20 protein-coding genes are annotated in these 23,622 nt (G+C 63.6%); 15 read left to right on the top strand and 5 right to left on the bottom strand.

Translation table 11 applies throughout. The features are described 5' to 3' along the window. Positions 1–35 precede the first annotated feature (35 nt). The 3 genes from choV to OOJ09_RS10495 form a co-directional block, all read right to left on the bottom strand. Positions 36–1,217, bottom strand: coding sequence for a choline ABC transporter ATP-binding protein (choV, locus tag OOJ09_RS10505; protein WP_269905149.1), 1,182 nt, complete (start codon positions 1,215–1,217; stop codon positions 36–38). Next, entirely contained in the window at positions 1,214–2,068 is an 855-nt protein-coding gene (gene choW, locus OOJ09_RS10500) for a choline ABC transporter permease subunit (RefSeq protein WP_269905148.1), read from the bottom strand. The genes choV and choW overlap by 4 nt, the downstream gene beginning before the upstream one ends. 132 nt (positions 2,069–2,200) lie before the next feature. After that, the gene (locus OOJ09_RS10495) at positions 2,201–3,136 is read right to left on the bottom strand and encodes a choline ABC transporter substrate-binding protein (RefSeq protein ID WP_269905147.1); all 936 of its coding nucleotides are present in this window, start codon (positions 3,134–3,136) and stop codon (positions 2,201–2,203) included. A gap of 238 nt (positions 3,137–3,374) precedes the next feature. Between OOJ09_RS10495 and OOJ09_RS10490 the strand changes: the two genes are divergently transcribed. The 9 genes from OOJ09_RS10490 to OOJ09_RS10450 all read left to right on the top strand — a co-directional run bounded on the left by OOJ09_RS10490 (position 3,375) and on the right by OOJ09_RS10450 (position 14,322). Then, positions 3,375–3,986 carry a thymidine kinase gene (locus OOJ09_RS10490; RefSeq protein WP_269905284.1) on the top strand — a complete coding sequence of 204 codons (612 nt, stop codon included), beginning with the start codon at positions 3,375–3,377 and terminating at the stop codon, positions 3,984–3,986. A 112-nt stretch (positions 3,987–4,098) separates the two neighbouring features. Next, positions 4,099–4,488: a c-type cytochrome gene (locus tag OOJ09_RS10485; RefSeq protein ID WP_269905146.1), complete on the top strand. Its 390-nt coding sequence runs from the start codon at positions 4,099–4,101 to the stop codon at positions 4,486–4,488. A gap of 334 nt (positions 4,489–4,822) precedes the next feature. Further along, positions 4,823–5,911 (top strand): hypothetical protein, encoded by a 1,089-nt coding sequence (locus OOJ09_RS10480; RefSeq protein ID WP_269905145.1) that lies wholly within the window; start codon positions 4,823–4,825, stop codon positions 5,909–5,911. A gap of 40 nt (positions 5,912–5,951) precedes the next feature. After that, complete coding sequence (locus OOJ09_RS10475) at positions 5,952–7,097, top strand: hypothetical protein (RefSeq protein WP_269905144.1); 1,146 nt, start codon at positions 5,952–5,954, stop codon at positions 7,095–7,097. 24 nt (positions 7,098–7,121) lie between these two features. Next, positions 7,122–9,032 (top strand): AAA family ATPase, encoded by a 1,911-nt coding sequence (locus OOJ09_RS10470; RefSeq protein WP_269905143.1) that lies wholly within the window; start codon positions 7,122–7,124, stop codon positions 9,030–9,032. Between the two features lie 131 nt (positions 9,033–9,163). Next, positions 9,164–9,580 (top strand): endonuclease domain-containing protein, encoded by a 417-nt coding sequence (locus OOJ09_RS10465; protein ID WP_269905142.1) that lies wholly within the window; start codon positions 9,164–9,166, stop codon positions 9,578–9,580. Between the two features lie 109 nt (positions 9,581–9,689). Further along, positions 9,690–10,991: a DUF6638 family protein gene (locus OOJ09_RS10460; RefSeq protein WP_269905141.1), complete on the top strand. Its 1,302-nt coding sequence runs from the start codon at positions 9,690–9,692 to the stop codon at positions 10,989–10,991. Positions 10,992–11,095: 104 nt separating this feature from the next. Beyond that, the gene (locus OOJ09_RS10455; RefSeq protein ID WP_269905140.1) at positions 11,096–12,220 is read left to right on the top strand and encodes a DUF2333 family protein; all 1,125 of its coding nucleotides are present in this window, start codon (positions 11,096–11,098) and stop codon (positions 12,218–12,220) included. A 422-nt stretch (positions 12,221–12,642) separates the two neighbouring features. Then, positions 12,643–14,322 (top strand): formate--tetrahydrofolate ligase, encoded by a 1,680-nt coding sequence (locus tag OOJ09_RS10450; RefSeq protein WP_269905139.1) that lies wholly within the window; start codon positions 12,643–12,645, stop codon positions 14,320–14,322. A 66-nt stretch (positions 14,323–14,388) separates the two neighbouring features. Here the strand turns inward: OOJ09_RS10450 and OOJ09_RS10445 are convergent, their stop codons facing one another. Further along, the gene (locus OOJ09_RS10445; protein ID WP_269905138.1) at positions 14,389–15,033 is read right to left on the bottom strand and encodes a cysteine hydrolase family protein; all 645 of its coding nucleotides are present in this window, start codon (positions 15,031–15,033) and stop codon (positions 14,389–14,391) included. Between the two features lie 127 nt (positions 15,034–15,160). On the opposite strand from OOJ09_RS10445, the gene OOJ09_RS10440 reads away from it, so the two are divergent. Then, positions 15,161–16,156, top strand: a complete 996-nt coding sequence (locus tag OOJ09_RS10440; protein WP_269905137.1) for a GlxA family transcriptional regulator — start codon at positions 15,161–15,163, stop codon at positions 16,154–16,156. A 5-nt stretch (positions 16,157–16,161) separates the two neighbouring features. Here the strand turns inward: OOJ09_RS10440 and OOJ09_RS10435 are convergent, their stop codons facing one another. Further along, positions 16,162–16,719 carry a sugar O-acetyltransferase gene (locus tag OOJ09_RS10435; RefSeq protein WP_269905136.1) on the bottom strand — a complete coding sequence of 186 codons (558 nt, stop codon included), beginning with the start codon at positions 16,717–16,719 and terminating at the stop codon, positions 16,162–16,164. Positions 16,720–16,903: 184 nt separating this feature from the next. On the opposite strand from OOJ09_RS10435, the gene OOJ09_RS10430 reads away from it, so the two are divergent. From OOJ09_RS10430 to OOJ09_RS10410, 5 genes are all read left to right on the top strand, one after another. Then, entirely contained in the window at positions 16,904–17,365 is a 462-nt protein-coding gene (locus tag OOJ09_RS10430) for a DUF4126 domain-containing protein (RefSeq protein ID WP_269905135.1), read from the top strand. Beyond that, a complete protein-coding gene (locus tag OOJ09_RS10425) occupies positions 17,362–18,738 on the top strand; it encodes an FAD-containing oxidoreductase (RefSeq protein ID WP_269905134.1) in 1,377 nt (458 codons plus the stop codon). The genes OOJ09_RS10430 and OOJ09_RS10425 overlap by 4 nt, the downstream gene beginning before the upstream one ends. Positions 18,739–18,859: 121 nt before the next feature. After that, a complete protein-coding gene (locus tag OOJ09_RS10420; RefSeq protein ID WP_269905133.1) occupies positions 18,860–20,038 on the top strand; it encodes an MFS transporter in 1,179 nt (392 codons plus the stop codon). 86 nt (positions 20,039–20,124) lie between these two features. Next, positions 20,125–21,180, top strand: coding sequence for a succinylglutamate desuccinylase/aspartoacylase family protein (locus tag OOJ09_RS10415; protein WP_269905132.1), 1,056 nt, complete (start codon positions 20,125–20,127; stop codon positions 21,178–21,180). 247 nt (positions 21,181–21,427) lie between these two features. After that, entirely contained in the window at positions 21,428–23,617 is a 2,190-nt protein-coding gene (locus OOJ09_RS10410; protein ID WP_269905131.1) for an anthranilate synthase, read from the top strand. Positions 23,618–23,622 lie beyond the last annotated feature (5 nt).

Below are 23,622 nucleotides of genomic sequence, written 5' to 3'. Positions count from 1 at the left end.
TCGCTTCGCCTCGTCGCCTTCGGGTTCCGGAGAAACTACCGCCGCAGCACCGCCGACAGCACGTCGCGTATGCCGATGGCGCCGACGAAACGCGACTGGTCGTCGAACAGCGCCACGGGTGCGGTCTGCGAACGGTGCATGGCCAGCATCACCGTTTTCAGCGAGGTGCCGGGATTGGCCCAGAACACTTGCGCAGCTTCCTCCGACTGGCTCTCGACATCGGCGCATGACACCCAGACCGCCGGCTTGCCGTCGCGTTCGGCCGCCGCCACCAGCCCGTGATCATCGATCTTGAAGCGCGTCGTCTTGCGCCGGTCGAGCCACACCCAGCCGTCCTTGCCCTGTTCGAGGTCGCGCCGGTCGCGCATGACGTTCCAGGCGGTCAGCACCGACAGCGGGTTCACATTGGCGATGAAGTCGCGGACGTAGTCGTTGGCGGGCCGCAGCACGATGTCCTCCGGAGCGCCGGTCTGCACGATGCGGCCGCCCTCCATGATGGTGATGTGGCTGCCGATCTTCAGCGCCTCCTCGAGGTCGTGGCTGACGAAGATGATGGTCTTCTTCAATTCGGCCTGCAGCTGCAGCAATTCGTCCTGCAGCTTGGTGCGGATCAGCGGATCGAGCGCCGAGAACGGCTCGTCCATCAACAGGATCGGTGCCTCGGTGGCGAAGGCGCGGGCCAGGCCGACGCGCTGCTGCATGCCGCCCGAAAGCTCATGCGCGTATTTCTTCGACCACTGGTCGAGATTGACCAGCTTGAGCTGACGGTGCACGCGTTCCTTGCGCTCGGCCTCCGGCACGCCGGCAAGTTCGAGGCCGAGGCCGACATTCTCCTCCACCGTGCGCCACGGCAACAGGCCGAACTGCTGGAACACCATCGCCACCTGCTTCTGGCGCAGGCGCCGCAAGGTGGCCTGGTCGCACGTGACGACATCGACGATCTTGTCGCCGTCCTTGACCAGCACCTGGCCGCGCGACACCACGTTCAGCCGGTTGACGGCCCGCAGCAGTGTCGACTTGCCCGAGCCGGACAGGCCCATCAGCACCGAAATCTCGCCCTCGTTGACGGTCAGGCTGGCGCCGGCGCAGCCCAGCACGTTGCCGGTCTTCTCGAGAATCTCGGCGCGCGTCGCGCCGGCGTCGATCATCGCCAGAGAGCCGGCCTGGTCGGCACCGAAGACGATATCGACGTTTCTGAAATCGACGGCGACGGTCATTTCTTGCCTCCAACACCGATGCGGGTCATTCGGTCGAGCACGATGGCGAGCACGACGATGGCCAGACCAGCCTCGAGCCCGAGGTCGATGCGGCGCGAACCGAGCGCCCGGTTGATCTCGGTACCGAGACCGCCGGCGCCGATGAGCGCCGCGAACACCACCATCGACAGCGACAGCATGATCGACTGGGTGAGACCGGCCATGATGGTCGGCAACGCCGAGGGCAGTTCCACCTTCCACAACAGCTGGCTCTTGGTGGCGCCGAACGCCTCGCCCGCTTCGATGATCGACTTCGGCACTGAGACGACGCCGAGATGCGTGAGCCTGACCGCGGTCGGTATGACGAAGATGATGGTGACGATGAGGCCGGGCGCGTTGCCAAGACCGAACAGGGTCAGCACCGGGATCAGGTAGACGAAGGTCGGCAGCGTCTGCATCAGGTCGAGCACCGGCAGCATGACGCGATAGACCTTCGGCTTGTGCGCCGCCCAGATGCCGAGCGGCACGCCGATGGCCATCGCCATGGCGGCGGCCGCGACGACCAGCACCAGCGTCTGCACCGTCTGCTTCCAGAGGTTCTGGTTGATGATGAAGATGAGCCCGAGGAAGACACCGATGGCGAGCGGCCGCGAGCGCTGCAGCAGCCACGCGATGCCCGCGATGACCAGCGCCAGCAGCACCGGTGGCACCATCAGCAGGATGTTGACCAGCCCGTCGAGCAGGAAATTGAGGCCATTGGAGAAGGCTCTGAAGATGGTGTCGAAATTGTCGGTGAGGAAGCCGAAGAACGCCTTTCCCCAGGCCCCGATCGGGATCTTGTGATCGACCATGAATTGCGAAATCGGATCCATCTCACCCCTCTTCGTCCAGCAGCCGCCCTGCTCTCGGCTCGCGCAACGTCATCTTGTCACAGGATATGAAAAAGGGCAGCCTTTTCCAAAATGGCTGCCCTTAATTTCGGTCATGCCGAAATCACAGTCGGCTCAGCTTCCAAGCGCGGTCTTGATCGCCGCGGCAGCGTCGCCGCCGTCGAAGGTGGTCACGCCGGCGATCCAGGGTGCAACCGCGCCCGGATTTTTCTTCAGCCAGTCGGTCGCAACCGTGGTGGCATCGCCGCCCTTCAGGATCGCGTCCATCATCTGGCCTTCCATATCCAGGTTGAACTTCAAATTGGCGATCAGCTTGCCGGCATTCGGGCATTCGGTGGTGTAGCCCTTGCGCACATTGGTAAACACGGTGGCGGCGCCGAAGCCGCTGTCGCCCATGCCGTCGAGATAGGTGATCTTCATGGCGCCCATAACCGGATGCGGCGTCCAGCCGAGGAAGGCGATCCATTCATTGTTCTTCATCGACTGCTCGGCCTGCGTCAGCATGCCGGCCTCGGAGGATTCGACCAGCTCGAAGCCTTCCAGATTGTCCTTCGGGTTCTTGATCATGTCGAGGATGATGCGGTTGCCGTCATTGCCGGCCTCGATGCCGTAAATCTTGCCGCTGAACTTGTCCTTGAACTTGCCGAGGTCGGTCAGCGACTTGACGCCGGCGTCCGCCACATAGGTCGGCACGACGATGCCGTAGCCGGCACCGGTCAGGTTCGTGCTGATCGTCTCGACCGAACCGTCGGCGGTGTAGTCCTTGATGTCGTTGGTCATCGACGGCATCCAGTTGCCGAGGAAGACGTCGAGGTCCTTGTTCTTCAGCGACGCCATGGTGACCGGCACCGACAGCTGGATCACCTTCGGCTCGTAGCCGAGCGCGGTGAGCAGCACTGAAGCGACACCGGTCGTCGCCTGGATGTCGGTCCAGCCGACATCGGAAAGGCGCACCGTCTTGCAGCTTGCCGCATCCCCGGCATAAGCGGCACTCGTGGACAGCAGAGCCGCCAGGCCAAGGCCGGCGACGAAGGAATTCATACGCGACATAGATATTCTCCCATTGTGATTCTTTGGCGAAGCGTGGTTACGGTTTCTGTGCCCGCCTTGTTTCGTCAGCCAAACATCATTCTCGTGCGGTTTCAAGCGTCAAGGCAATCACGATCAACGGCGCGGACTGGCCAATCAGCGACACGCTTCCTGCTTTTGCGATGCGAGGGTGGTGTTTTTTGGGGGGAATGCGATGGCGCCCCTCCCCGCGCCGGGTCAAGTCGGCTTAAAAGGCGGCATGGCCAAGCTCTACTTCCACTACGCGACGATGAATGCCGGCAAGACGACGATGCTCCTGCAGGCGTCGTACAATTATCGCGAGCGCGGCATGACGACGATGCTGTTCGTTGCCGGCCATTATCGCAAGGGCGACAGCGGCCTGATCTCATCGCGCATCGGACTGGAGACGGAAGCCGAGATGTTCCGCGACGGCGACGATTTGTATGCCCGTGTCGCCGAGCACCACGGGCATACAACGGTGCATTGCGTTTTCGTCGACGAGGCGCAGTTCCTCGAGGAAGAGCAGGTCTGGCAGCTCGCCCGCATCGCCGACCGCCTGGACATCCCGGTCATGTGCTACGGCCTGCGCACCGATTTCCAGGGGAACCTGTTTTCCGGCTCGCGCGCGCTGCTGGCCATCGCCGACGACCTGCGCGAGGTGCGCACTATCTGCCGCTGCGGCCGCAAGGCGACGATGGTGGTGCGCCTCGGCGCCGACGGCAAGGTGGCCCGGCAGGGCGAGCAGGTGGCGATCGGCAAGGATGTCTATGTCTCGCTGTGCCGCCGCCACTGGGAAGAAGAGATGGGCCGCGCCGCGCCCGACGATTTCATCGGCTTTGTCGGGGGCTGACAGCGTGGCGGCCATCAGCGCCTTCCGCAATCCCGCCACGATGTAGCGTTTGTTAAGGCCTCGGTCCTATTTTGCGTCATCTCGTTCCAGCCAGAACTCGTCGGGGTCAGCCATGTTTCGAGCCGCTTCGCCTGCCGGTGTCCTTCTCCTTGCCAGTGCCCTTGCCGCCCATGCCGGAGGCGACCCGGCGCTTGGCAAGCACGTCTTCAACCGATGCATCGCCTGCCACGAAGCGGCCACCGATCGCGACAAGGTCGGCCCGCATCTGATGGGTGTGGTCGGCCGCACCGCCGGCAGCGCCGAGAGCTTCCTTGCCCACTACTCCGAGGCGATGAAGGGCGCCGGCGCCGCCGGCCTTGTCTGGAACGAGGCGAACCTTGCCGAATATCTCAAGGCCCCCAAGCTGAAGGTGCCTGGCAACAAGATGGCTTTCGGCGGCCTGACCAGTGACGACGACATCGCCAATGTCATCGCCTATCTGAAGGCCGATCCGAAGCCCTAGCAATCGTCGGCGCGCTTGGCGACGGCGCTCGCTCCAGCTGTTTCTCGAAGCCCTCGACTGGTTCAGTGCTGTGTCGAATTTCGAGGCATCCGCATCGGCGGAGATTGAACGCTTTCCCAGTCGCTTTGCTGGCGTGAAAGTTCAATGACAGCTGAACTACGCTCGCCCGACGCGGTAATCACGCCATGACCACGTCTCCACTGTCTTTCAAGGCCTTGGCGGATTCTTTTGTTTTCGGGCCGGCCTTGTCTTCACGTCTTTCAATCCCCGGATGCCCCACATATATTCGCCGCTGTTCGCAACCAGCGACCTGATGCCGAAGCGGGAGGCCCTAATGGCGACATTGCAGAATTTCGATGCCGAAATTGCCAAGACCAAGCAAGTCGTCCAGGACATGCGCACCAAGATCGAGCAGTCCGGTACCGTGCTGGATACGCTCGCCACCGCCGACAAGAAGATCGGCGACGCCAATTTCGACATCGAGAATGCCCGCATCGAGGATGTGCTGAAGCAGCAGAAGGTGATGGAAGGCAACATCGCCGACCTGATCATCGGGCTCGAGGATGCCACCAACGTCTTCGGCGCCGAATTCGAGAGCATGAAGAACTACACCGGCTGGGAAAATTTCGTCGGCATCTTCTCCAGCCAGAGCAAGCAGCGCATGCGCACCGACCGTGTCCGCAACATGTCGCTGGCCGGCAATCTGCAGGAACTGCTGGCCAAGTCCGACACCATCGTCGGCATCCTGAAGGCGCAGAAAGAGGTCCTCGATCAGCGCTACAAGACCTCCGAGGCCAGCCTGTCGCAGGTGATCGAGCGCCGCAAGACCACAATGTCCAACCTCGAAGCCGTGCAGAAGCGCATCGAGGAACTCAATCCGATGCTGCTCGACATCGAGAACAAGATTGCGGCCTCTACCAGCCAGAAGGATCGCACGCAGCTCGAAGGCGAGCGCTCCAAGCTCGCCACCGAATACAACGAGAAGCAGGCCAAGGAACAGGAGCTGCTGGCCGAGAGCCAGACGCTCGAGCGCTACACCTCGATGTTCCAGACCTTCGTCGATTCGCTCAACAACCAGATCGCCGCGCAATCGACGCTGATCAACAAGCTGACCATCGATACCGAGCAGCGCATCGTGCTCTACAAGGCGCTGGAAGATTCGCTGAAGACCGCCGCCCAGCAGGACGTCGCCCACAAGATCAACACGCTGGGCAGCCAGGTCGACAACACCGCCGAGGAAACCATGGCCGGCATTGGTGCTGCTTCGCAGAAGCACATCGGCGACCTGCTCGAGATGCACGAGAAGAACATGGTCGCCAGCGCCGACATCCAGCGCCGCAAGAAGCTGGCCGACGATGCCTTCGCCCGCCGCTTCGACGAGGTGCTGAAGAAGCACAATTCGGCCAACTACGTGCAGCAGTAATTGCCGCACGCACCGGTGCGACAATCCCAGGGCTGACAGCATGACCCCCGAAAACGACGCGGCGGCGCGATATTTCTCGGCGATAACGGCAGCACTCAGCGGGCTCGAAGTGTTCATGCGCGACGACCGCTCGCCGCTTTACCGGCATGGCATCGTCGCCGGGATCGTCGCCGAATACATCGCCCGGCTCGACAAGTCCTTTTCCTGCTGGCGCAACCGGCTGGGCTTCATGGACACGTTCCGCATCTCGCGCGCCGAAAGCGGCTTTCCGGTCTTCCAGAACCTGCTCGAACTGGAAAACGACCGCCGCCAGGCCGACGCGCGGCTTGCCAACATCCCGCTGGCCGGCGAACTGCGCGAGGAGATGGCCGACTTCATCCTGCGCCACAAGGAATTCCCCGAGGCGCTGCAGAAGTCGATGGCCGAGCGGCTCTACCTCGAGGACGTGAAAAGCGAGACCACGTTCGGCCCGTTCACGCTGGCGCAGACGGCCAAGGTCTCGGTCAATCCGAAGACCGCGCGGCCCTATTATCTCGTCCACTGGGCGACCTTCGACGGCAGCGCCAACCTGCCGCTGGTCTACATGGTGACGGTCGAGGATTCCTCCGAAGCGATGATCCGCCAGCTCGTCGACAGAAATGGCAAGCTGAACGAGGCAGTCGACATTCCGCTGCCGGTCGATGGCCTGCTCAATCCCGAGCTTGCCCACCGTTTCGACGATTTCACCGAGAAGAACTCGGCCTACACGCTGTCGCCGGCGACGATCGCCGTCAACCTCGACAAGGATTTCGAGCCGCTGCATCCCAAGCAGTTGCGCCGCGTCGTGCTTGGCCCGTTCTATTCGGCTGGCATTACCGACAACAACTCGACGGTGACCGAGGTTCTGGCCAAGGTGCGCAAGCCGGAAAATGCCTGGTTGCTGACCTGGACTATCCAGGAGGTCTATTCCAAGGGCGAGAAGCCCGGCCGCAAGGGGTTGTTTTCGAGCGAAAAGACGACCCAGGAATTCTTCATCAACACCGACGACCTCGAGGCCGCGCGCCAGGGCGTGTCTAGCTACGAAAACCACGCATTGATCCCGCACGAGGCCTATCAGGCGCTCTACGCCGCCGGCGAGGCGCAGAAGATCTTTTCCGGCTACAAGGTCCATATCCTGTCCAACGGACAGGTCATCTCAGACGTCTGACCGTCACACCACGGAGCACCCTTCATGGACACCGGCCTGACCACCATTCCGGAAGCGGCGATCGAGAAGCACCGCGCCACCGCGCAGAGCTTCATCACCCGCATCGTCGTGCTGGAGGATCCCTCACGCGAATCCGGCACCGCGCTTGCCGGCACCAACCGCCGCTTCGTCTCCACCGTCTCGGTCGGCTCGGTGCGCCGCACGCGTGAGGTCGAGCTGTCGAAAACCGTCGGCGCCGTCCATCCCGACGATCAGCTGCTGACCATCCCCCAGCACACGCTTTTGTTTCGCGCCCGGCGCGGCACGGCCATCGCGCTCGCAATATCGGACGTCTTCGCCGAAGGCTCGGACCTCGAAAGCCTGCAGGCCAGGAACACCCGCGCGCCCCTCGAAGGCGACGAGGCGTCCACCTTCAAGAAGCTTCTGTCAGCCTCGGCTTACATTTCTGCCTTCAGTCTCGCTTCCTATCTGTTCCAGCTGATCGACAGCGACGGCGAGGCGCCCAACGATAGTCCCGAGCCGGACTTCCTGTTCGATACGCCGCAGGACGCGGTGAAGTCGATCCTGGCCGGCCTCGACAAGGCGATATCGGGAGCCTCCGACGACGCCGACCTGATGACCAGGGCACGCGCCTTCGCCCGTGTCGCCATCGACGGGCTGTTGGCGCGCAAGGGCCGCTTCGACGGCATCGGCCCGTTCGAGAACGCCCATATCCGCATCGATGTCGACGACTTCACCCTCGACGGCTTCGATGTCGCGCCGGGCAAGCGGTCGAAGCCCCTGGTGATGACCTTCAAGACGCCGGAAGAGGTCGTCGGCAACCACATCGCCAAATACCAGTCGGTCAAGCTTGCCAAGATGCTGATGGCGTATGATTTCGAGCGCGAGCTGAACCCGTTCGTCGAGCTCGGCGGCTTCCTGTTCACCTTCATCGGCGATGGCGCGCCCGGCACCGGCAAGACGACGCTGATCCAGATGATCGCCGGTCTCGTGAACGGTTACTGCCAGGTCGCCGGTTATCCCTTCGCCTACGAGAATTTCGGCGTCGACCAGATCTCGTCCTACCAGGGCAAGTCGGGCCAGAACTGCCGCCAGTTCATCAACAACGTGCTCAACCCGCGCGTCATCGGCTTCGGCACCATCGACGACATCGACCAGGTGGCGGCCAGACGCTCCGACGACCGCGCCTCGGCCGGCCAGCAGGAGATCACCGGCGTCTTGATGGACGCCTTCGCCGGCGCCGCCACCGTGGTGCGCGGCAACTGCTCGTTCGGCATGTTCTCCAACTACCCCGAAAATGTCGACGACGCGCTGCGCCAGCGCGCCGGCGCCCGCTGGCTGGTCGACGGTCCGCAGACGCGCGATGACTACATCGACATCTTCGTGCTGCTCGCCGGCAAGAACCACAAGATCCCGCTCGGCGACCACAAGCTCTACGCCGCGCAGGAGATCCAGCGCGCCGTGACCGAGGCCTATGAAGAGCATGAGAAGCCGCAGGAAGACGGGCTGATGAAGGTCTATGAGCGCTACATGAAGGAGAACGGTGCGCCTAAATCCATGGCCGACATCGGTACTTATCTGCACCTGATCAAGGATGCCGAGCCGCGCTTCACCGGCCGCGCCATCAAGAATGTCACCGACGCCATCAAGATGCGCGCCATGGACATCGAGCTTCCCGACGATTGGTTCGAGAAGCCGGAAGCCTTCATGCACAAGGGCTACGACGAGAAGAAGGCGATGATCGAGGAGCTGCGCGGCCCGTTCTCGATGGACATGGTCATGCAGGAGATCAACCGTTACGCCGACAGCGAGTTCCGCTATTCCGACAAGTCCGACGACGCCGCCGTGGAGAAGCTGCTGCGCGACGCCCGCCTGCGCGAACGGGCGGCGCGCGAGATGGAGGAGATGAAGAAGAAGGGGCTGTGGAATGCGTGAGCTTCCGTCCCTTGTGAACCCTCGCCATCAATGGGCGGGTTGCAATCGCGATGCCGAAGGACGAAGCGCCAACGCTGACGCCCCCCTCTCCCCGTTCTTCACGGGGAGAGGGTAAGGGTGAGGGGCAGCGCATGCGTGGACCAGAAATCGAGACAACGGGGCGAGCGAGACGTCTGCGTCAATCGGACAATGACGCTGAAAATGCGCTTTGGCTCGAACTGCGGGACCGCAGACTGAACGGCCATAAATTCGTGCGGCAGTTTCCGATAGGCAGCTATTTCGCCGATTTTGCCTGCAGGGAACGCCAGCTTGTTGTCGAGGTGGATGGCAGTCAGCATGCCGACAACAAGTATGACCAGACCAGGGATCACTTCATGATTTCAAATGATTGGTCCATCCTCCGCTTTTGGAATGTCGACGTGTTGAAAGATCGGGACGAAGTACTCGAAACCATACTGGCCGCGATCGAGGGACGTCTCGAACGTCTTATCGAAACGCATGAGCTTCGATTTGTTGCCGCCAGAGGCTATGGAGAACCATGTCCTTGATCGTTCGCGCCGCCCCTCACCCTTACCCTCTCCCCGTGGAGAACGGGGAGAGGGGAGCATCAGCGTTGGAGTTCTGCCCTCCACCGCAATGTCCATTGGAACTGCACCTATGACCACCAAAAAACCCGACCTCCTTCGCGACAACGAGCTGATCTATGGCCGGCTGCTGATGGTCGACGAGCCGCATCTGATCCAGCGCTACAACAAGGCGCTTGCCGCGTTTGGCCTCAAGCCCTCCAAGCTCGAGAGTTTCCAGATCGACCGCACCGGCTTCTCGCCAGAGGTGGCGGATGAATACGGCGACCCTGACTATCTCGATCCCAACGAGGTCAATCGCCGTTTCATCATCCTGACGCCGTCACAGATCGACCTGCCGGTGGTTCACACCGCCTTCTCCAACACCTCGCAGCTGATGTTCGAGTTCATGTCCAAGAACCAGCGCGCCATCGACGCGCTGACGATCAAGGACGTCATCTACGGCGAGATCGAGGATTCCGTTCCCAAGGTCAACGACATCGAGGACCTGTTGTCGATCAACCAGGTCGAGTTCAAGGTGCTGTCGGCGGAGGATGTGCTGGGCAAGGCCGCCGAACTCGGCAAGCTCGTCGACCGGCTGAAGCAGGAGCCCGACGCCTGGCGCGACAACGCCATGCTGACCCGCATGGTGGAACTGGCCAAGGTTTGCGGCGACATCCGCGAGAACGCGCTGGTGCCGGACCAGGTCATCTTCCGCCACAATGCCTACTGGACCAGCCATTTCGGCGGGCTCTACGTGTTCGTCGATCCGGACATGACGACGGTGATCAGTGATCCGGCGGCACCCGGCTTCCGCCGCTCGCGGCCGTGGCAGGTGAGCTATATCTCGATCAACGATGCCGACAAGGTGTTCAAGTTCCTCGCCTCCACCGGACGCATCGAACTGCCGCGCGCGTCCTGGATCGAGGCATCGGGCTATCTCGAGCACCGTGCAGAGATGGTGGTGCGCGCGTTGATCCGCGACGCCGAACCGAACCGCAATCTGACCGATGTCGACAAGGTCTGGCTGCAGACCTGGATCCAGAGCCATGCCGACCTGATCACCAGGGACGGCAAATTTCCCTTCCTCAACGCCGCCAAGCGCGAGATCGCCCAGCTTGGCCACCTCAAGATCGACGATGTCTTCCCGCAGCAGCGTTTCCTGGTCGTCCGCGCCAAGCCTGATCACCCCGACGCCTGGCTGACCAACCGGCTGATCTCGGATTTCGTGCCGTCGGACTTCGTCTCACGCTACATCTTCAACAAGCAGGGCTTCTACAAGGACTATGACGGCTTCAGCGACGCCTGGCGATCGCATGTTGTGGACGTTCTCAAAACCACATATTTGAAGGACAAGGTGGCGTTTCGCACACGCCTCTACGGCCTGACTGACTAGAACGAAATGAGCCGTCATTTCGTTCTAACTTGTTGTTTTGGCGCATGATGTTATCCAAAAAGTCTGTAACTTTTTGGCATCATGCTTTGAGGGGTGACATCGCCATGCTTGATCCGATCGTGAACTTCTTCACCCGGATTTTCCAATGGATTGGCCGCGGCATCGGCCTGCTCGTCGGCGTCATCCTGTGGCCGTTCATGTGGGCCGGGCGCTGGTACACGCAGCGCGGCTGGATCCTGAAGGCCGCGGTCGGCCTGGCTCTGCTGGTATTGATCGGCCTGTACGCCAATTTCTTCTACGCCACGCAGTGGTGGAACAATTTCAACCCGAACTATCCAGACACTTACAGCTTCGAGAAACGCAACATCTCCGCCGGCGAACAAGTCGCCGCCGGCGCCGGTACCGATACAGCCAAGACCTGCGGAAATTCCGGTATCGCCCAGGTGGCGGCCGACCTCACCGACTTCAATGTCAACCAAAATGCCTGGATCTCGTCGATGATCCTCTACAAGGTCGGCCTGTTCGGCATCGACTGGGACCACACGCCGTGGATGGACAACAAGGCTTCGTTCCAGCGCGGCATCAACCAGGCGGTGCGGCGCACGGCGACCGAGCTTGCCGACAATCTCGGCCGCGTGCGCACCACCTCGCAGATCGACAACGATCTGCAGAATGCCCGCGGCAATCTGCAGTTCGACGAGGAGACCTGGTATTTCGGCCTGAGCCCGTTCGGTCCGAAGACGCCGACGCCGAGCTATTATCGCGACGCCGTGCGCATGCTGCGTTCCTTCAACGCCCGGCTCGCCACCTGCCAGGCCGCCTTCGATGCCCGCGCCGACAATCTGAAGCAGTATATCGATCGCATATCGTCGGACATCGGCTCAACGTCGGCGATCCTCAAGGAGCGCGCCGAGAACCACAATGACGGCTGGTTCGACTTCCGCGCCGACGACCGCTACTGGTTCGCCTATGGCCAGCTCTACGCCTATTACGGCCTGATGAAGGGCGCCCAGGCCGATTTCGAGGACGTCATCAAGGAAAAGCACCTGCAGAGCCTGTGGGACACGATGGACTCGCAGTTCGTCTCGGCCCTGAAGATCCAGCCCTTCATCATCGCCAATGGCCGTGAGGACGGCTGGCTGTTGCCGACGCACCTGACGACGATGGGTTTCTACGTGCTCAGGGTGCGCTCCAACATGGTCGAAATCAGCAACGTCCTGATGCAGTAACGCTGTTCAGCCCAATACATGTCGCCCAAAAGCGACCTCGGCTTTGGGAGAACGACATGCCCAAAGACAAAGACCTGAAGCACATAGCCTGAACCCGATCAGGCGCGATGCGCTTCAGGCCCGGGCGATGGCGAATTTGCGCCGTCGCTTCTGTCGCATTCCGTGCATTGTGCGGCTGTTTTGAGACGGCGGAAGCGCCTCTGCTCTGGCTTCTATACGGCGCGGCAAGCGGAGCAGAAAGAACCGATGGCAGGTCGGCCGCCGCAGAGGAATTTTCTTCACAGGAAACATAGTTGCATGCAAGTTGACGCCGCGGCAGCGACAGGGTTAGAACATGCCTGTGCGCCCGCGCCCGGTTTCAACCTGCTTGCAATAGAGATCAAACCCGTCCCCTCCACCGTCCAATCCAGAGGAAAGCCGTCATGGCCGAAGTGAAGTCCGACATCGAGATCGCGCGCGCCGCCAAGAAGAAGCAGATCCAGGAGATCGGCGCCAAGATCGGCATCCCGACCGAACACCTGCTGCCCTACGGCCACGACAAGGCCAAGATTTCCGCCGAGTTCATCAAGTCGGTGAAGGGCAACAAGGACGGCAAGCTGATCCTCGTCACCGCCATCAATCCGACGCCTGCCGGCGAAGGCAAGACGACCACCACGGTCGGCCTCGGTGACGGCCTCAACCGCATCGGCAAGAAGGCGATCGTCTGCATCCGCGAGGCCTCGCTCGGACCGAATTTCGGCGTCAAGGGCGGTGCCGCCGGCGGCGGTTACGCGCAGGTCGTGCCGATGGAGGACATGAACCTCCACTTCACCGGCGACTTCCACGCCATCACCACGGCGCACAACCTTTTGTCGGCGCTGATCGACAACCACATCTACTGGGGCAATGAGCTCGGCATCGACACCCGCCGCGTCGTCTGGCGCCGCGTCATGGACATGAACGACCGCGCTTTGCGCGAGATCATCTGCTCGCTCGGCGGCGTCGCCAACGGCTTCCCGCGCGAGGCCGGCTTCGACATCACTGTCGCCTCGGAAGTCATGGCCATCCTGTGCCTGTCCACCGACCTGAAGGATCTCGAAAAGCGCCTCGGTGACATCATCGTCGCCTATCGCCGCGACAAGTCGCCGGTCTACGCCCGCGACCTCAAGGCCGACGGCGCCATGGCCGTTCTGCTCAAGGACGCGATGCAGCCCAATCTGGTGCAGACGCTGGAGAACAACCCGGCCTTCGTCCATGGCGGCCCGTTCGCCAACATCGCGCATGGCTGCAACTCGGTCGTCGCCACCACGACGGCGTTGAAACTGGCGGACTATGTCGTCACCGAAGCCGGCTTCGGCGCCGACCTGGGCGCCGAAAAGTTCTTCGACATCAAGTGCCGCAAGGCCGGCCTGAAGCCGGCGGCGGCGGTCATCGTCGCCACCGTGCGCGCCATGAAGATGAATGGCGGCGTCAAGAAGGAAGACCTCGGCAAGGAAAACGTCGAGGCGGTGAAGAAGGGCTGCGCCAACCTCGGCCGCCACATCGAGAACATCCGCCAGTTCGGCGTGCCGGCGGTGGTCGCCATCAACCACTTCTATTCCGACACCGACGCCGAAATCCAGGCGATGAAGGACTATGTCGCCTCGATGGGTGAGGAAGCGATCCTGTGCAAGCACTGGGCCAAGGGCTCGGCCGGCATCGAGGATCTCGCCAACAAGGTGGTGGCGCTGGCCGAATCCGGCGCCTCGCAGTTCGCGCCGCTCTATCCCGACGCCATGCCGCTGTTCGAGAAGATCAACACCATCGTCCAGCGTATCTATCGCGGCTCCGAGGCGATCGCCGACAAGTCGGTGCGCGACCAGTTGAAGGCCTGGGAAGAAGCCGGCTATGGCCACCTGCCGGTCTGCATGGCCAAGACGCAGTACTCCTTCTCGACCGACCCGAACCTGCGCGGCGCGCCGACCGGCCACACCGTGCCGGTGCGCGAGGTCCGGCTGTCGGCCGGCGCCGGTTTCGTCGTCATCATCTGCGGCGAGGTCATGACCATGCCCGGCCTGCCCAAGGCGCCGTCCTCGGAGAAGATCTTCCTCAACGAGGCCGGCCAGATCGAAGGCCTGTTCTGAGATCTTGCCGTCTCGGCAACAAAAAGGCGCCGCAGCGATGCGGCGCCTTTCTTGTTTCAAGAGGTTCTATGCCGCGTTGCGTGCCAGCGCCCGCTGGTTGGACGCATGGATCGTGTCGCGTTCCGGCAGGGTGCCGGTGTTCAGGCACTCGACCCATTCGGCGGTCTTCAGCACGGCCGCGAAGCGCGACTGCAGGATGATCGTCACCACGCGATGGATCTCCTCGGCCGAGGCATAGCCGGCGCTGTTGGCATAAGGCACCGAGCCGGTGGCGTCGGACAGGAATTCCACCGCAAAGCCCATATGCACGGCGTGGATGATGGTCGACAGGTCGCAATTGTGCGTCATGTAGCCGACGACCGTGATCGTATCGATGGCATTGGCGCGCAGCCAGTCCTCGAGATCGGTCCCGGTGAAGGCGGAGGGCAGCAGCTTCTCGACATAATGGTCGCGGCCGCGCCTGGCGATCTCGGGATGCAGTTCGCCGCCATGGCTGCCCCTGGCGAAGATCGGCGACGTCTCGGGCGCCATCTGCTTGACGACCACCACCTTGACGCCGGCCGCCGCCGCCGCGTCCATGGCTCGCGCCACATTGACGACGCTGTCGCGAAATGGCGGGTGCTGGATGGCCAGGTTGCCGCCGTCATAGTCGTTCTGGACATCGACGACGATCAGCGCCCGGCGCGGCGTGGTGTTGACTGGGGCAGACATGGTGTTCTCCTTTTCGGCTTGAATGCGATGGGCCGAAAATAGGCGGATGGCCGGACAGCCAAAAGTGTCCCGATTGACATCATTCGCAAGAATTGGGACAATCCGCATTCAATTGCCGGAAACACCCATGACCGACCCGATCATCGCCGTCCTCGCCTTCGATGGCATCAGCCCGTTCCATCTTTCCGTGCCGTGCCTGGTGTTCGGCGAGGACAGGACGGCGCTTGGCCTGCCGCGCTTCGAGTTCCGCATCTGCGCGGGCAAGCCCGGCCCGGTCCACACCGAGGCCGGACTGACCGTTGCCGCGCCGCACGGGCTCGAAGGGTTCGACGGCGCCGATATCGTCATCATCCCGAGCTGGCATCATCTCGCCGAGCCGCCGGCACCGCTGCTGATGGAGGCGCTGCGCCAGGCGCACCGGCGCGGCGCGTTGATTGTCGGCCTGTGCCTGGGAACCTTTGCCATCGCCGCGGCCGGGCTGCTTTCGGGGCGCGGCGCGGCGACGCACTGGGCCTATGCCGAGCGGCTGCAGAAACTCCATCCCGACATCGCTGTCGATGCCTCGGTGCTCTATGTCGACAATGGCGACGTCGTGACATCGGCTGGCGTCGCCGCCGGCCTCGACTGCTGTCTCCACATCGTGCGCGCCCGCTATGGCGCGGAAGCCGCCCTTCGGCTCGCCCGCCAGATTGTCCTTTCCCCGCATCGGCAAGGCGGGCAGGCGCAATTCATCGAGCACCCGGTGGCGAGGAGCGCGGACGCCGACCGCTTCACCCAGGCCCTCGACGCGGTTCGCGCGACGCTCGGCGAAACGCACAGCCTGGACCGCGTCGCCGAAGCCGCCGGCCTGACACGGCGGACCTTCACCCGCCGCTTCCAGAAATCGATCGGCACCAGTTTCGGCGAATGGCTGACCAGCCAGCGGATCGAACTGGCGCAGCGGCTGCTGGAGGCAACGGAGAAATCGATGGACGTCGTGGCCTTCGAGGCCGGCTTCGGCAGCGCCACGTCGCTGCGCCAGCATTTCGCCGCCCGGCTCAGGACGTCGCCGGCGCAGTACCGGCGCGAATTCTCGCAGCGCGCCGATCAGGACGAGCGCATGGCGCACGCCCTTTCGTCCTGATCCGCTCAGTTGCGCTTGATTGCCTTAGCCGGATTGCCGACCACGGTGGTGTTGTCGGGCACGTCGCGCGTCACCACGGCACCGGCACCGACGATGGCGCCCTCACCGATGCGGACGCCGCCGAGGATGACGGCGCTGCCGCCGATCCAGGCATTGGCGCCGATGTCGACCGGCCTGGCGATTTCGAGCCCGGCTTGCCGCCCCGCGGCCTCCCTGTGATGCTCGGCGCAATAGATCTGCACATTCGGGCCAAGCAGGGTTCCGCTGCCGATGCGCACTGCCGCCGTGTCGAGGATGGTGCAACCGGCGTTGAGAAAGACGCCGTTGCCGAGAAAGATGTTGAAGCCATAGGCGCAGTGGAAAGGCGCCTCGATGCGAGCCTCCTCACCCACCTCGCCGAGCAGTGCTTTCAGGCCCGGCCCGAGGTTTCCGCGCTGTCGTGGCGGCAGCGAATTATGCTCGAAAACCGCGTCGCGCGCGATGACGCGCAGTGTCTCCAGTTCGTCATCGAGGCATGTGTACCATTCCCCGGTCGCCATCTTCACGCGCTCGCTTCCAGCCATGGCGGTGTCTCCATTTGACGTGATTGCCAAAGCACACTTGCAGTGGACGGGAAAGAGCCGGCGTCACCGCGGCATCGAGCGCAAAATCCATTCCGATTTTCGGAGTCATGCGCTGGTCAAATCCAAAGCCTATGCTAGCCTGTTCTTTCCGAGCTGTCCCGGCCCGGGATCGAGGGGATCAACCATGCTGTATGTTCTCGCACTCCTGATCGGCGTCATTGCCGGTCTTCGCGCCATGACCGCGCCGGCCGCCGTCGCCTGGGGCGCTTATCTCGGTTGGCTGCCGGTCGCCGGCACCTGGGCGAGCTTCATGAGTCACTGGGCCGCTGTCGGCATCTTCACCATCCTGGCCATTGTCGAGCTGGTCACCGACCAGCTGCCGTCGACGCCGAGCCGCAAAGTGCCGCAGCAGTTCGGCGCCCGCGTCATCATGGGCGCCTTCACCGGCGCGGTGATCGGCGCGACTGGTGGCGCCACCATCGGCGGCCTGATCGCCGGCGCCATCGGCGCCGTCATCGGCACGCTGGGCGGCGCCGAGGTGCGTGGCCGGCTGGCGGCTGCCTTCGGCAAGGATCCGCCCGCCGCCTTCATCGAGGACGCGGTGGCGATCATCGGCGGCCTGCTGATCGTAGCGGCGGTGGCATGACGGCGAAAACCTTCGACGCCATAATCATCGGCGCCGGACAGGCCGGCCCTCCGCTGGCCGACCGGCTGAGTGCCGCCGGTATGCGCGTGGCACTGATCGAGCGCAAGCTGGTCGGCGGCACCTGCGTCAACGCCGGCTGCATGCCGACCAAGACCATGGTCGCCAGCGCTTATGCCGCGCATCTCGCCCGCCGCGCCGCCGACTATGGCGTGACGATCAGCGGCCCCGTCGGCGTCGATTATGCCAGGATCAAGGCGCGCAAGGACAAGGTGTCGAACGACGCCCGCACCGGGTTGGAGACCTGGATTGCCGGCATGGACGGATGCACGCTCTATCGCGGCCATGCGCGTTTCGAATCCGCCAACACGGTGCGCGTCGGCGACGACCTCCTGACCGCCGAAAAGATCTTCCTCAACACCGGCGGCCGCGCCTCGGTGCCCGATTTGCCGGGCATCCACGACATCGACTACCTGACCAATTCCTCGATGATGGATCTCGACGTGCTGCCGCGCCATCTGATCGTCGTCGGCGGCAGCTACATCTCGCTCGAATTCGCGCAGATGTTCCGCCGCTTCGGCAGCGAGGTCACCGTCATCGAAAAGAGCCCTCGCCTGACCGGCCGCGAGGACGAGGACGTCTCGGCTGCCATCCTGTCGATCCTCGGAAACGAAGGCATATCCGTCCATGTCGGCGCCGACGACATCGCTTTCGCCAAACAGGGCAAGGACATCGCCGTCACCTTCTCCGCCGGCAAGGCGCCGGCTGTCGGCTCGCATGTGCTGCTGGCGCTCGGGCGCACGCCCAACACCGACGACCTCGGCCTCGACAAGGCTGGCGTCGAGGTCGACAAGCGCGGCTTCGTCACCGTCGACGACCAGTTGCGCACCAGCGCGCCCGGCATCTGGGCGATGGGCGACTGCAACGGCAAGGGCGCCTTCACCCATACCTCCTACAACGACTACGAGATCGTCGCCGCCAACCTGCTCGACAACGATCCGCGCAAGGTCAGCGATCGCATCGAGGCCTATGCGCTCTACATCGACCCGCCGCTCGGCCGCTGCGGCATGACCGAGGCCGCGGTGAAGAAATCCGGCCGCCGCGCGCTGGTCGGCCAGCGGCCGATGACCCGCGTCGGCCGCGCCGTCGAAAAGGGCGAGACGCAGGGCTTCATGAAGATCCTGGTGGATGCCGACACGCGGGAGATCCTTGGCTGTTCGGTGCTCGGCCCCGGTGGCGACGAGGCGGTGCATTGCGTGCTCGACCTGATGTACGCCAAGGCGCCTGTCGACACGCTGGCGCGCGCCGTGCACATACACCCCAATGTCTCGGAACTGCTGCCCACCATCGCCCAGGAGCTGAAGCCGCTGGCCTGATGGCCCGCGGCCCACCTCCAAGCTCTTCCTTTTCTGCATTGCTGCAATGCATCAACGCCGCTTGCGCACGGCATCCCCCTCCGCGCAGTCTCCATTTGAACCGATTCAGTCTGGACGCCCCATGCCCTTGCCGATCCTTGCGCTTGCCATTGCGTCCTTCTGCATCGGCACCACCGAATTCGTCATCATGGGCTTGCTGCCGGAGGTCGCCGCCGACCTTGGCGTGTCCATCCCTTCGGCGGGCCTGCTGGTCACCGGCTATGCGCTCGGCGTCGTCTTCGGCGCGCCCGTCGTCGCCATGGCCACGGCGCACCTGCCGCGCAAGCCGGTGCTGGTCGGGCTGACCGCTTCGTTCGTCGTCGGCAATCTGTTCTGCGCCATCGCGCCCGACTATTGGACGCTGATGGCCGCGCGCGTCTTCACCGCTTTCGGCCACGGCGCCTTCTTCGGCATCGGCTCGGTCGTCGCCGCCAGCCTGGTGCCGCGCAACAAGCGCGCCAGCGCCATGGCGCTGATGTTTGCCGGACTGACGCTTTCCAACATCCTCGGCGTTCCCGCTGGCACCGCGCTTGGCGAAGCCTTCGGCTGGCGCGCCACCTTCGTGGCCGTGGTCGGCATCGGCCTGATCTCGGTCGCTGCCATCGCCTGGCTGGTGCCATCTGACGTAGCCGAGCCGAGCGGCGGCGGACTGCGCGGCGAGTTGCGCGTGCTTGGCAAGCTCCAGGTCTGGCTGGCGATGCTGATCGCGGCCCTTGCCTCGGCCAGCCTGTTTGCCGTCTTCACCTACATCAAGCCCTATCTCACCGACGTATCCGGCCTGTCCACCTCGGCGGTCACCTGGGTGCTGCTGCTGTTCGGCGCCGGCATGACCATCGGCAACATCATCGGCGGCAGGCTGGCCGACTGGAAACTGATGCCGACGGTCATCGGCACGCTGCTGTTGCTGGCGCTGCTGTTTGTCGGCTTCATGCAGTTCGGCGCCATGGCCAGCGTCGCCATCGGCATCGTCTTCCTGTGGGGCCTGCTCATCTTCGTCGTCGTGCCGCCACTACAGATCCGCGTCGTCGAAGCGGCTTCCGAGGGACCGAACCTTGCCGCGACGCTGAACCAGGGCGCCTTCAATGTCGGCAACGCCCGTGGCGCGTGGATTGGCGGCGTGGCTCTTTCCGCCGGCGTTTCCTATGCCAACCTGCCGCTGGTCGGCGCGGCGCTGGCCCTGCTGGGGGTTGCCGTCGCGGTGCTGTCGCAGGCGATGGATCGACCGGCACCCGTTGCGACCCTTCAGGCCCCTGCCGAGTAGCTTGCGCCCATCGCGCCGCACGCTGGACCAATCGACAGCGTAGCAACAAAGATGCATGTCTTCAGCCGACTTTTCGGAGACATTCCATGCAGAAATCGATCGAACGCATCACCGGCGAAAGCGAAGGCGTTTCCTACGAATTCCCGGTGTTCCGCTTTAACGGTGCCGACAAGGCCGCCCCATCCGCCTATCTGCAGGCCGCACTCCATGCCGGCGAGTTGCCGGGCGTCGTCGCCATCGACGCGCTGATGCCTATGCTCAACAAGGCCGAGGCCGAAGGCCGCATCAAAGGCTCGCTGACGATCGTGCCCTGGGCCAACCCGATCGGCCGCGCGCAATATCATTTCGGCGAGCACCAGGGCCGCTTCCATTTGGGCACCCGCGCCAACTTCAACCGCGGCTTTCCGCTGCTCGCCGCGCCCGACCCGGCACTCTTGCCCAAAACCAGCCTTGGCGGCGCCGACAAGCGGCTGAAGACCCGGTTGCTGCAGCTTTCGCTCGGCCACGACATCGTGCTCGACCTGCATTGCGACGACGAAGGCCTCGCCTATCTCTACGTCCACAACAGCCTGTGGCCGGCCATGGCCGACTGCGCCGCCGCCATGGGCGTCGATGCGGTCGTGCTGTGGAGCGAAGACACCGACGGCACCTTCGAGGGCGCCTCGATCATGCCCTACCAAAACGTTCCCGCCGATGTGGCGAAACTCGACCGTCGCGTCGCCACCACGGTCGAATATCGCGGCATCCTCGATGTCGATGGCGCCTTGGCCGCCGCCGATGCCGAAGGGCTCTACCGGCTGCTGGCGGCGCGTGGCGTGATCGCCGATAGCGCCCTGCCCGCGCCTGGCCCCTTCACCGGCGTCGTTGCCCCGCTGGAGAACATCGACATGATGCCCTCACCTCGGGCGGGTGCTGTCCTCTACGACGTGAAGCCCGGCGACCGCGTCGCCAGGGGCACGCGGCTGGCCACCATCGTCCACGCGCCGGGCGAAGCCGACGGTAGCACGCAAGTGTTCGCGCCCCAGGACGGCCTCATCCTGACGCGCCGCTCGCGCCGCATCATCCGCGCCGGTGAAGACCTCTTGAAACTGGTCGGCGACAGGAAGAGCGCCGACGCCAGATCCGGCACGCTGGAGGACTGAACTTCACCACCGTCATGGAATCCAGTTGCGCGGCTGTTCAATCGCCGCTATGGGAATCCGCATGAACATGCGTTCGACCAAGACCATCTGGTGGTGGGCCTGCTGACAGCGGCCTGTTCGAACGCGTGCGCGTGAAAATAGAGGGTGGCCGCAACGGAAAGTCCGGGCGGCCATTTGTTTTTTCAAGCCATTCCCGGGTCCGTTGCCCCAAGAAGCTGACATACCCAAGACGCTGATGGAGACGGCAATGACGATGAAGGTTCTGGAAAACGGCGCTGAAAGCTTCGTGACGGCGGGCGGCATAACCATCACCCGCGAGCGCCACGACAGGCCTTATGAGGGCGCGATCGACAGCTATGTCGATGGCTTGAATGCGCGCCGGGGCGCGGTGTTTTCCTCGAACTACGAATATCCCGGCCGCTACACGCGCTGGGACACGGCCATCGTCGATCCGCCGCTGGTTATCTCGGCGCGCGGCCGCGCCATGCGCATCGAGGCGTTGAACAGCCGTGGCGAGGTGCTGCTGCCGGTCATCGGCAAGGCGCTGGACAGCCTGGCCGATGTCACCATCGTCGAGACATCGAAGAAACTGATCCGCCTCGACGTCGCCAAACCCGGCCGTGTTTTCACCGAGGAGGAGCGTAGCCGCGTTCCTTCGGTCTTTACCGTGCTGCGCGCCATCACTGCCCTGTTCAAGACCGAGGAAGACGCCAATCTCGGTCTTTACGGCGCCTTCGGCTACGATCTCGCCTTCCAGTTCGACCCTGTCGACTACAAGCTCGAGCGCAGGCCGAGCCAGCGCGACCTTGTGCTGTTCCTGCCCGACGAGATCCTCGTCGTCGACCACTATTCGGCCAAGGCCTGGACCGATCGTTACGACTATGCGGGCGAAGGTTTTTCGACCGAAGGCCTGCCGCGCGACGAAATCGCCGAACCGTTCAAGATCGCCGACCGCATCCCGCCGCGCGGCGACCACGAGCCGGGCGAATACGCCAACCTGGTGCGCCGCGCCATGGAGAGCTTCAAGCGCGGCGACCTGTTCGAGGTCGTGCCCGGCCAGATGTTCTACGAGCGTTGCGAGACGCAGCCAGCCGAGATTTCGCGCAAGCTTAAGTCGATCAACCCCTCGCCCTATTCCTTCTTCATCAATCTGGGCGAAGGCGAATATCTGATCGGCGCCTCGCCGGAAATGTTCGTGCGCGTCAATGGCCGCCGTGTCGAGACCTGCCCGATCTCGGGCACCATCAAGCGCGGCGACGATGCCATTTCCGACAGCGAGCAGATCCTGAAGCTGCTCAACTCGAAGAAGGACGAATCCGAGCTCACCATGTGCTCGGATGTCGACCGCAACGACAAGTCGCGGGTCTGCGAACCGGGTTCGGTACGCGTCATCGGCCGCCGCCAGATCGAGATGTACTCGCGCCTGATCCATACCGTGGACCACATCGAGGGCCGGCTGCGCGAAGGCATGGATGCCTTCGACGCCTTCCTGTCTCACGCCTGGGCGGTCACCGTCACCGGCGCGCCGAAACTGTGGGCCATGCGCTTCATCGAGCAGAACGAGAAGAGCCCGCGCGCCTGGTATGGCGGCGCGATCGGCATGGTCAACTTCAACGGCGACATGAACACTGGCCTCACCCTTCGCACCATCCGCATCAAGGACGGCATCGCCGAGGTGCGCGCTGGTGCCACATTGCTGTTCGACAGCATTCCCGAGGAAGAAGAAGCCGAAACCGAACTGAAGGCATCCGCCATGCTCTCCGCCATCCGCGACGCCAAGGCCGGCAATTCCGCCAGCACCGAGCGCACCACCGCGCGCGTCGGCGACGGCGTCAACATCCTGCTGGTCGACCACGAGGACTCGTTCGTCCACACGCTCGCCAACTATTTCCGCCAGACCGGCGCCAATGTCTCGACCGTGCGCTCCCCGGTTCCGGAGGAGGTCTTCGACCGGCTGAAACCCGACCTCGTCGTGCTCTCGCCCGGACCCGGCACGCCCAAGGATTTCGACTGCGCCGCGACCATCAGGAAGGCGCGTGCCCGCGACCTGCCGATCTTCGGCGTCTGCCTTGGCCTGCAGGCCCTGGCCGAGGCCTATGGCGGCGAACTGCGGCAACTGCACATACCGATGCACGGCAAGCCGTCGCGTATCCGCGTCTCGAAGCCGGGCATCATCTTCTCCGGCCTGCCCAAGGAAGTCACCGTCGGCCGCTACCACTCGATCTTCGCCGATCCGGTGCGCCTGCCCGACGATTTCATCGTCACGGCCGAGACGGAGGACGGCGTCATCATGGCTTTCGAGCACCGCAAGGAGCCGATCGCCGCGGTGCAGTTCCATCCGGAATCGATCATGACGCTAGGTCACAATGCCGGCATGCGCATCATCGAGAACATCGTCGCCCATCTGCCGCGCAAGGCCAAGGAAAAGGCAGCCTGACGTCG

This window comes from Mesorhizobium qingshengii, from assembly GCF_027563465.1.
In the GTDB taxonomy this organism is placed as follows: Bacteria; Pseudomonadota; Alphaproteobacteria; order Rhizobiales; family Rhizobiaceae; genus Mesorhizobium; species Mesorhizobium qingshengii_A.
The sequence above is the reverse complement of the archived record's forward strand: the minus strand, read 5'-3'. Positions and strand labels throughout refer to the sequence as shown.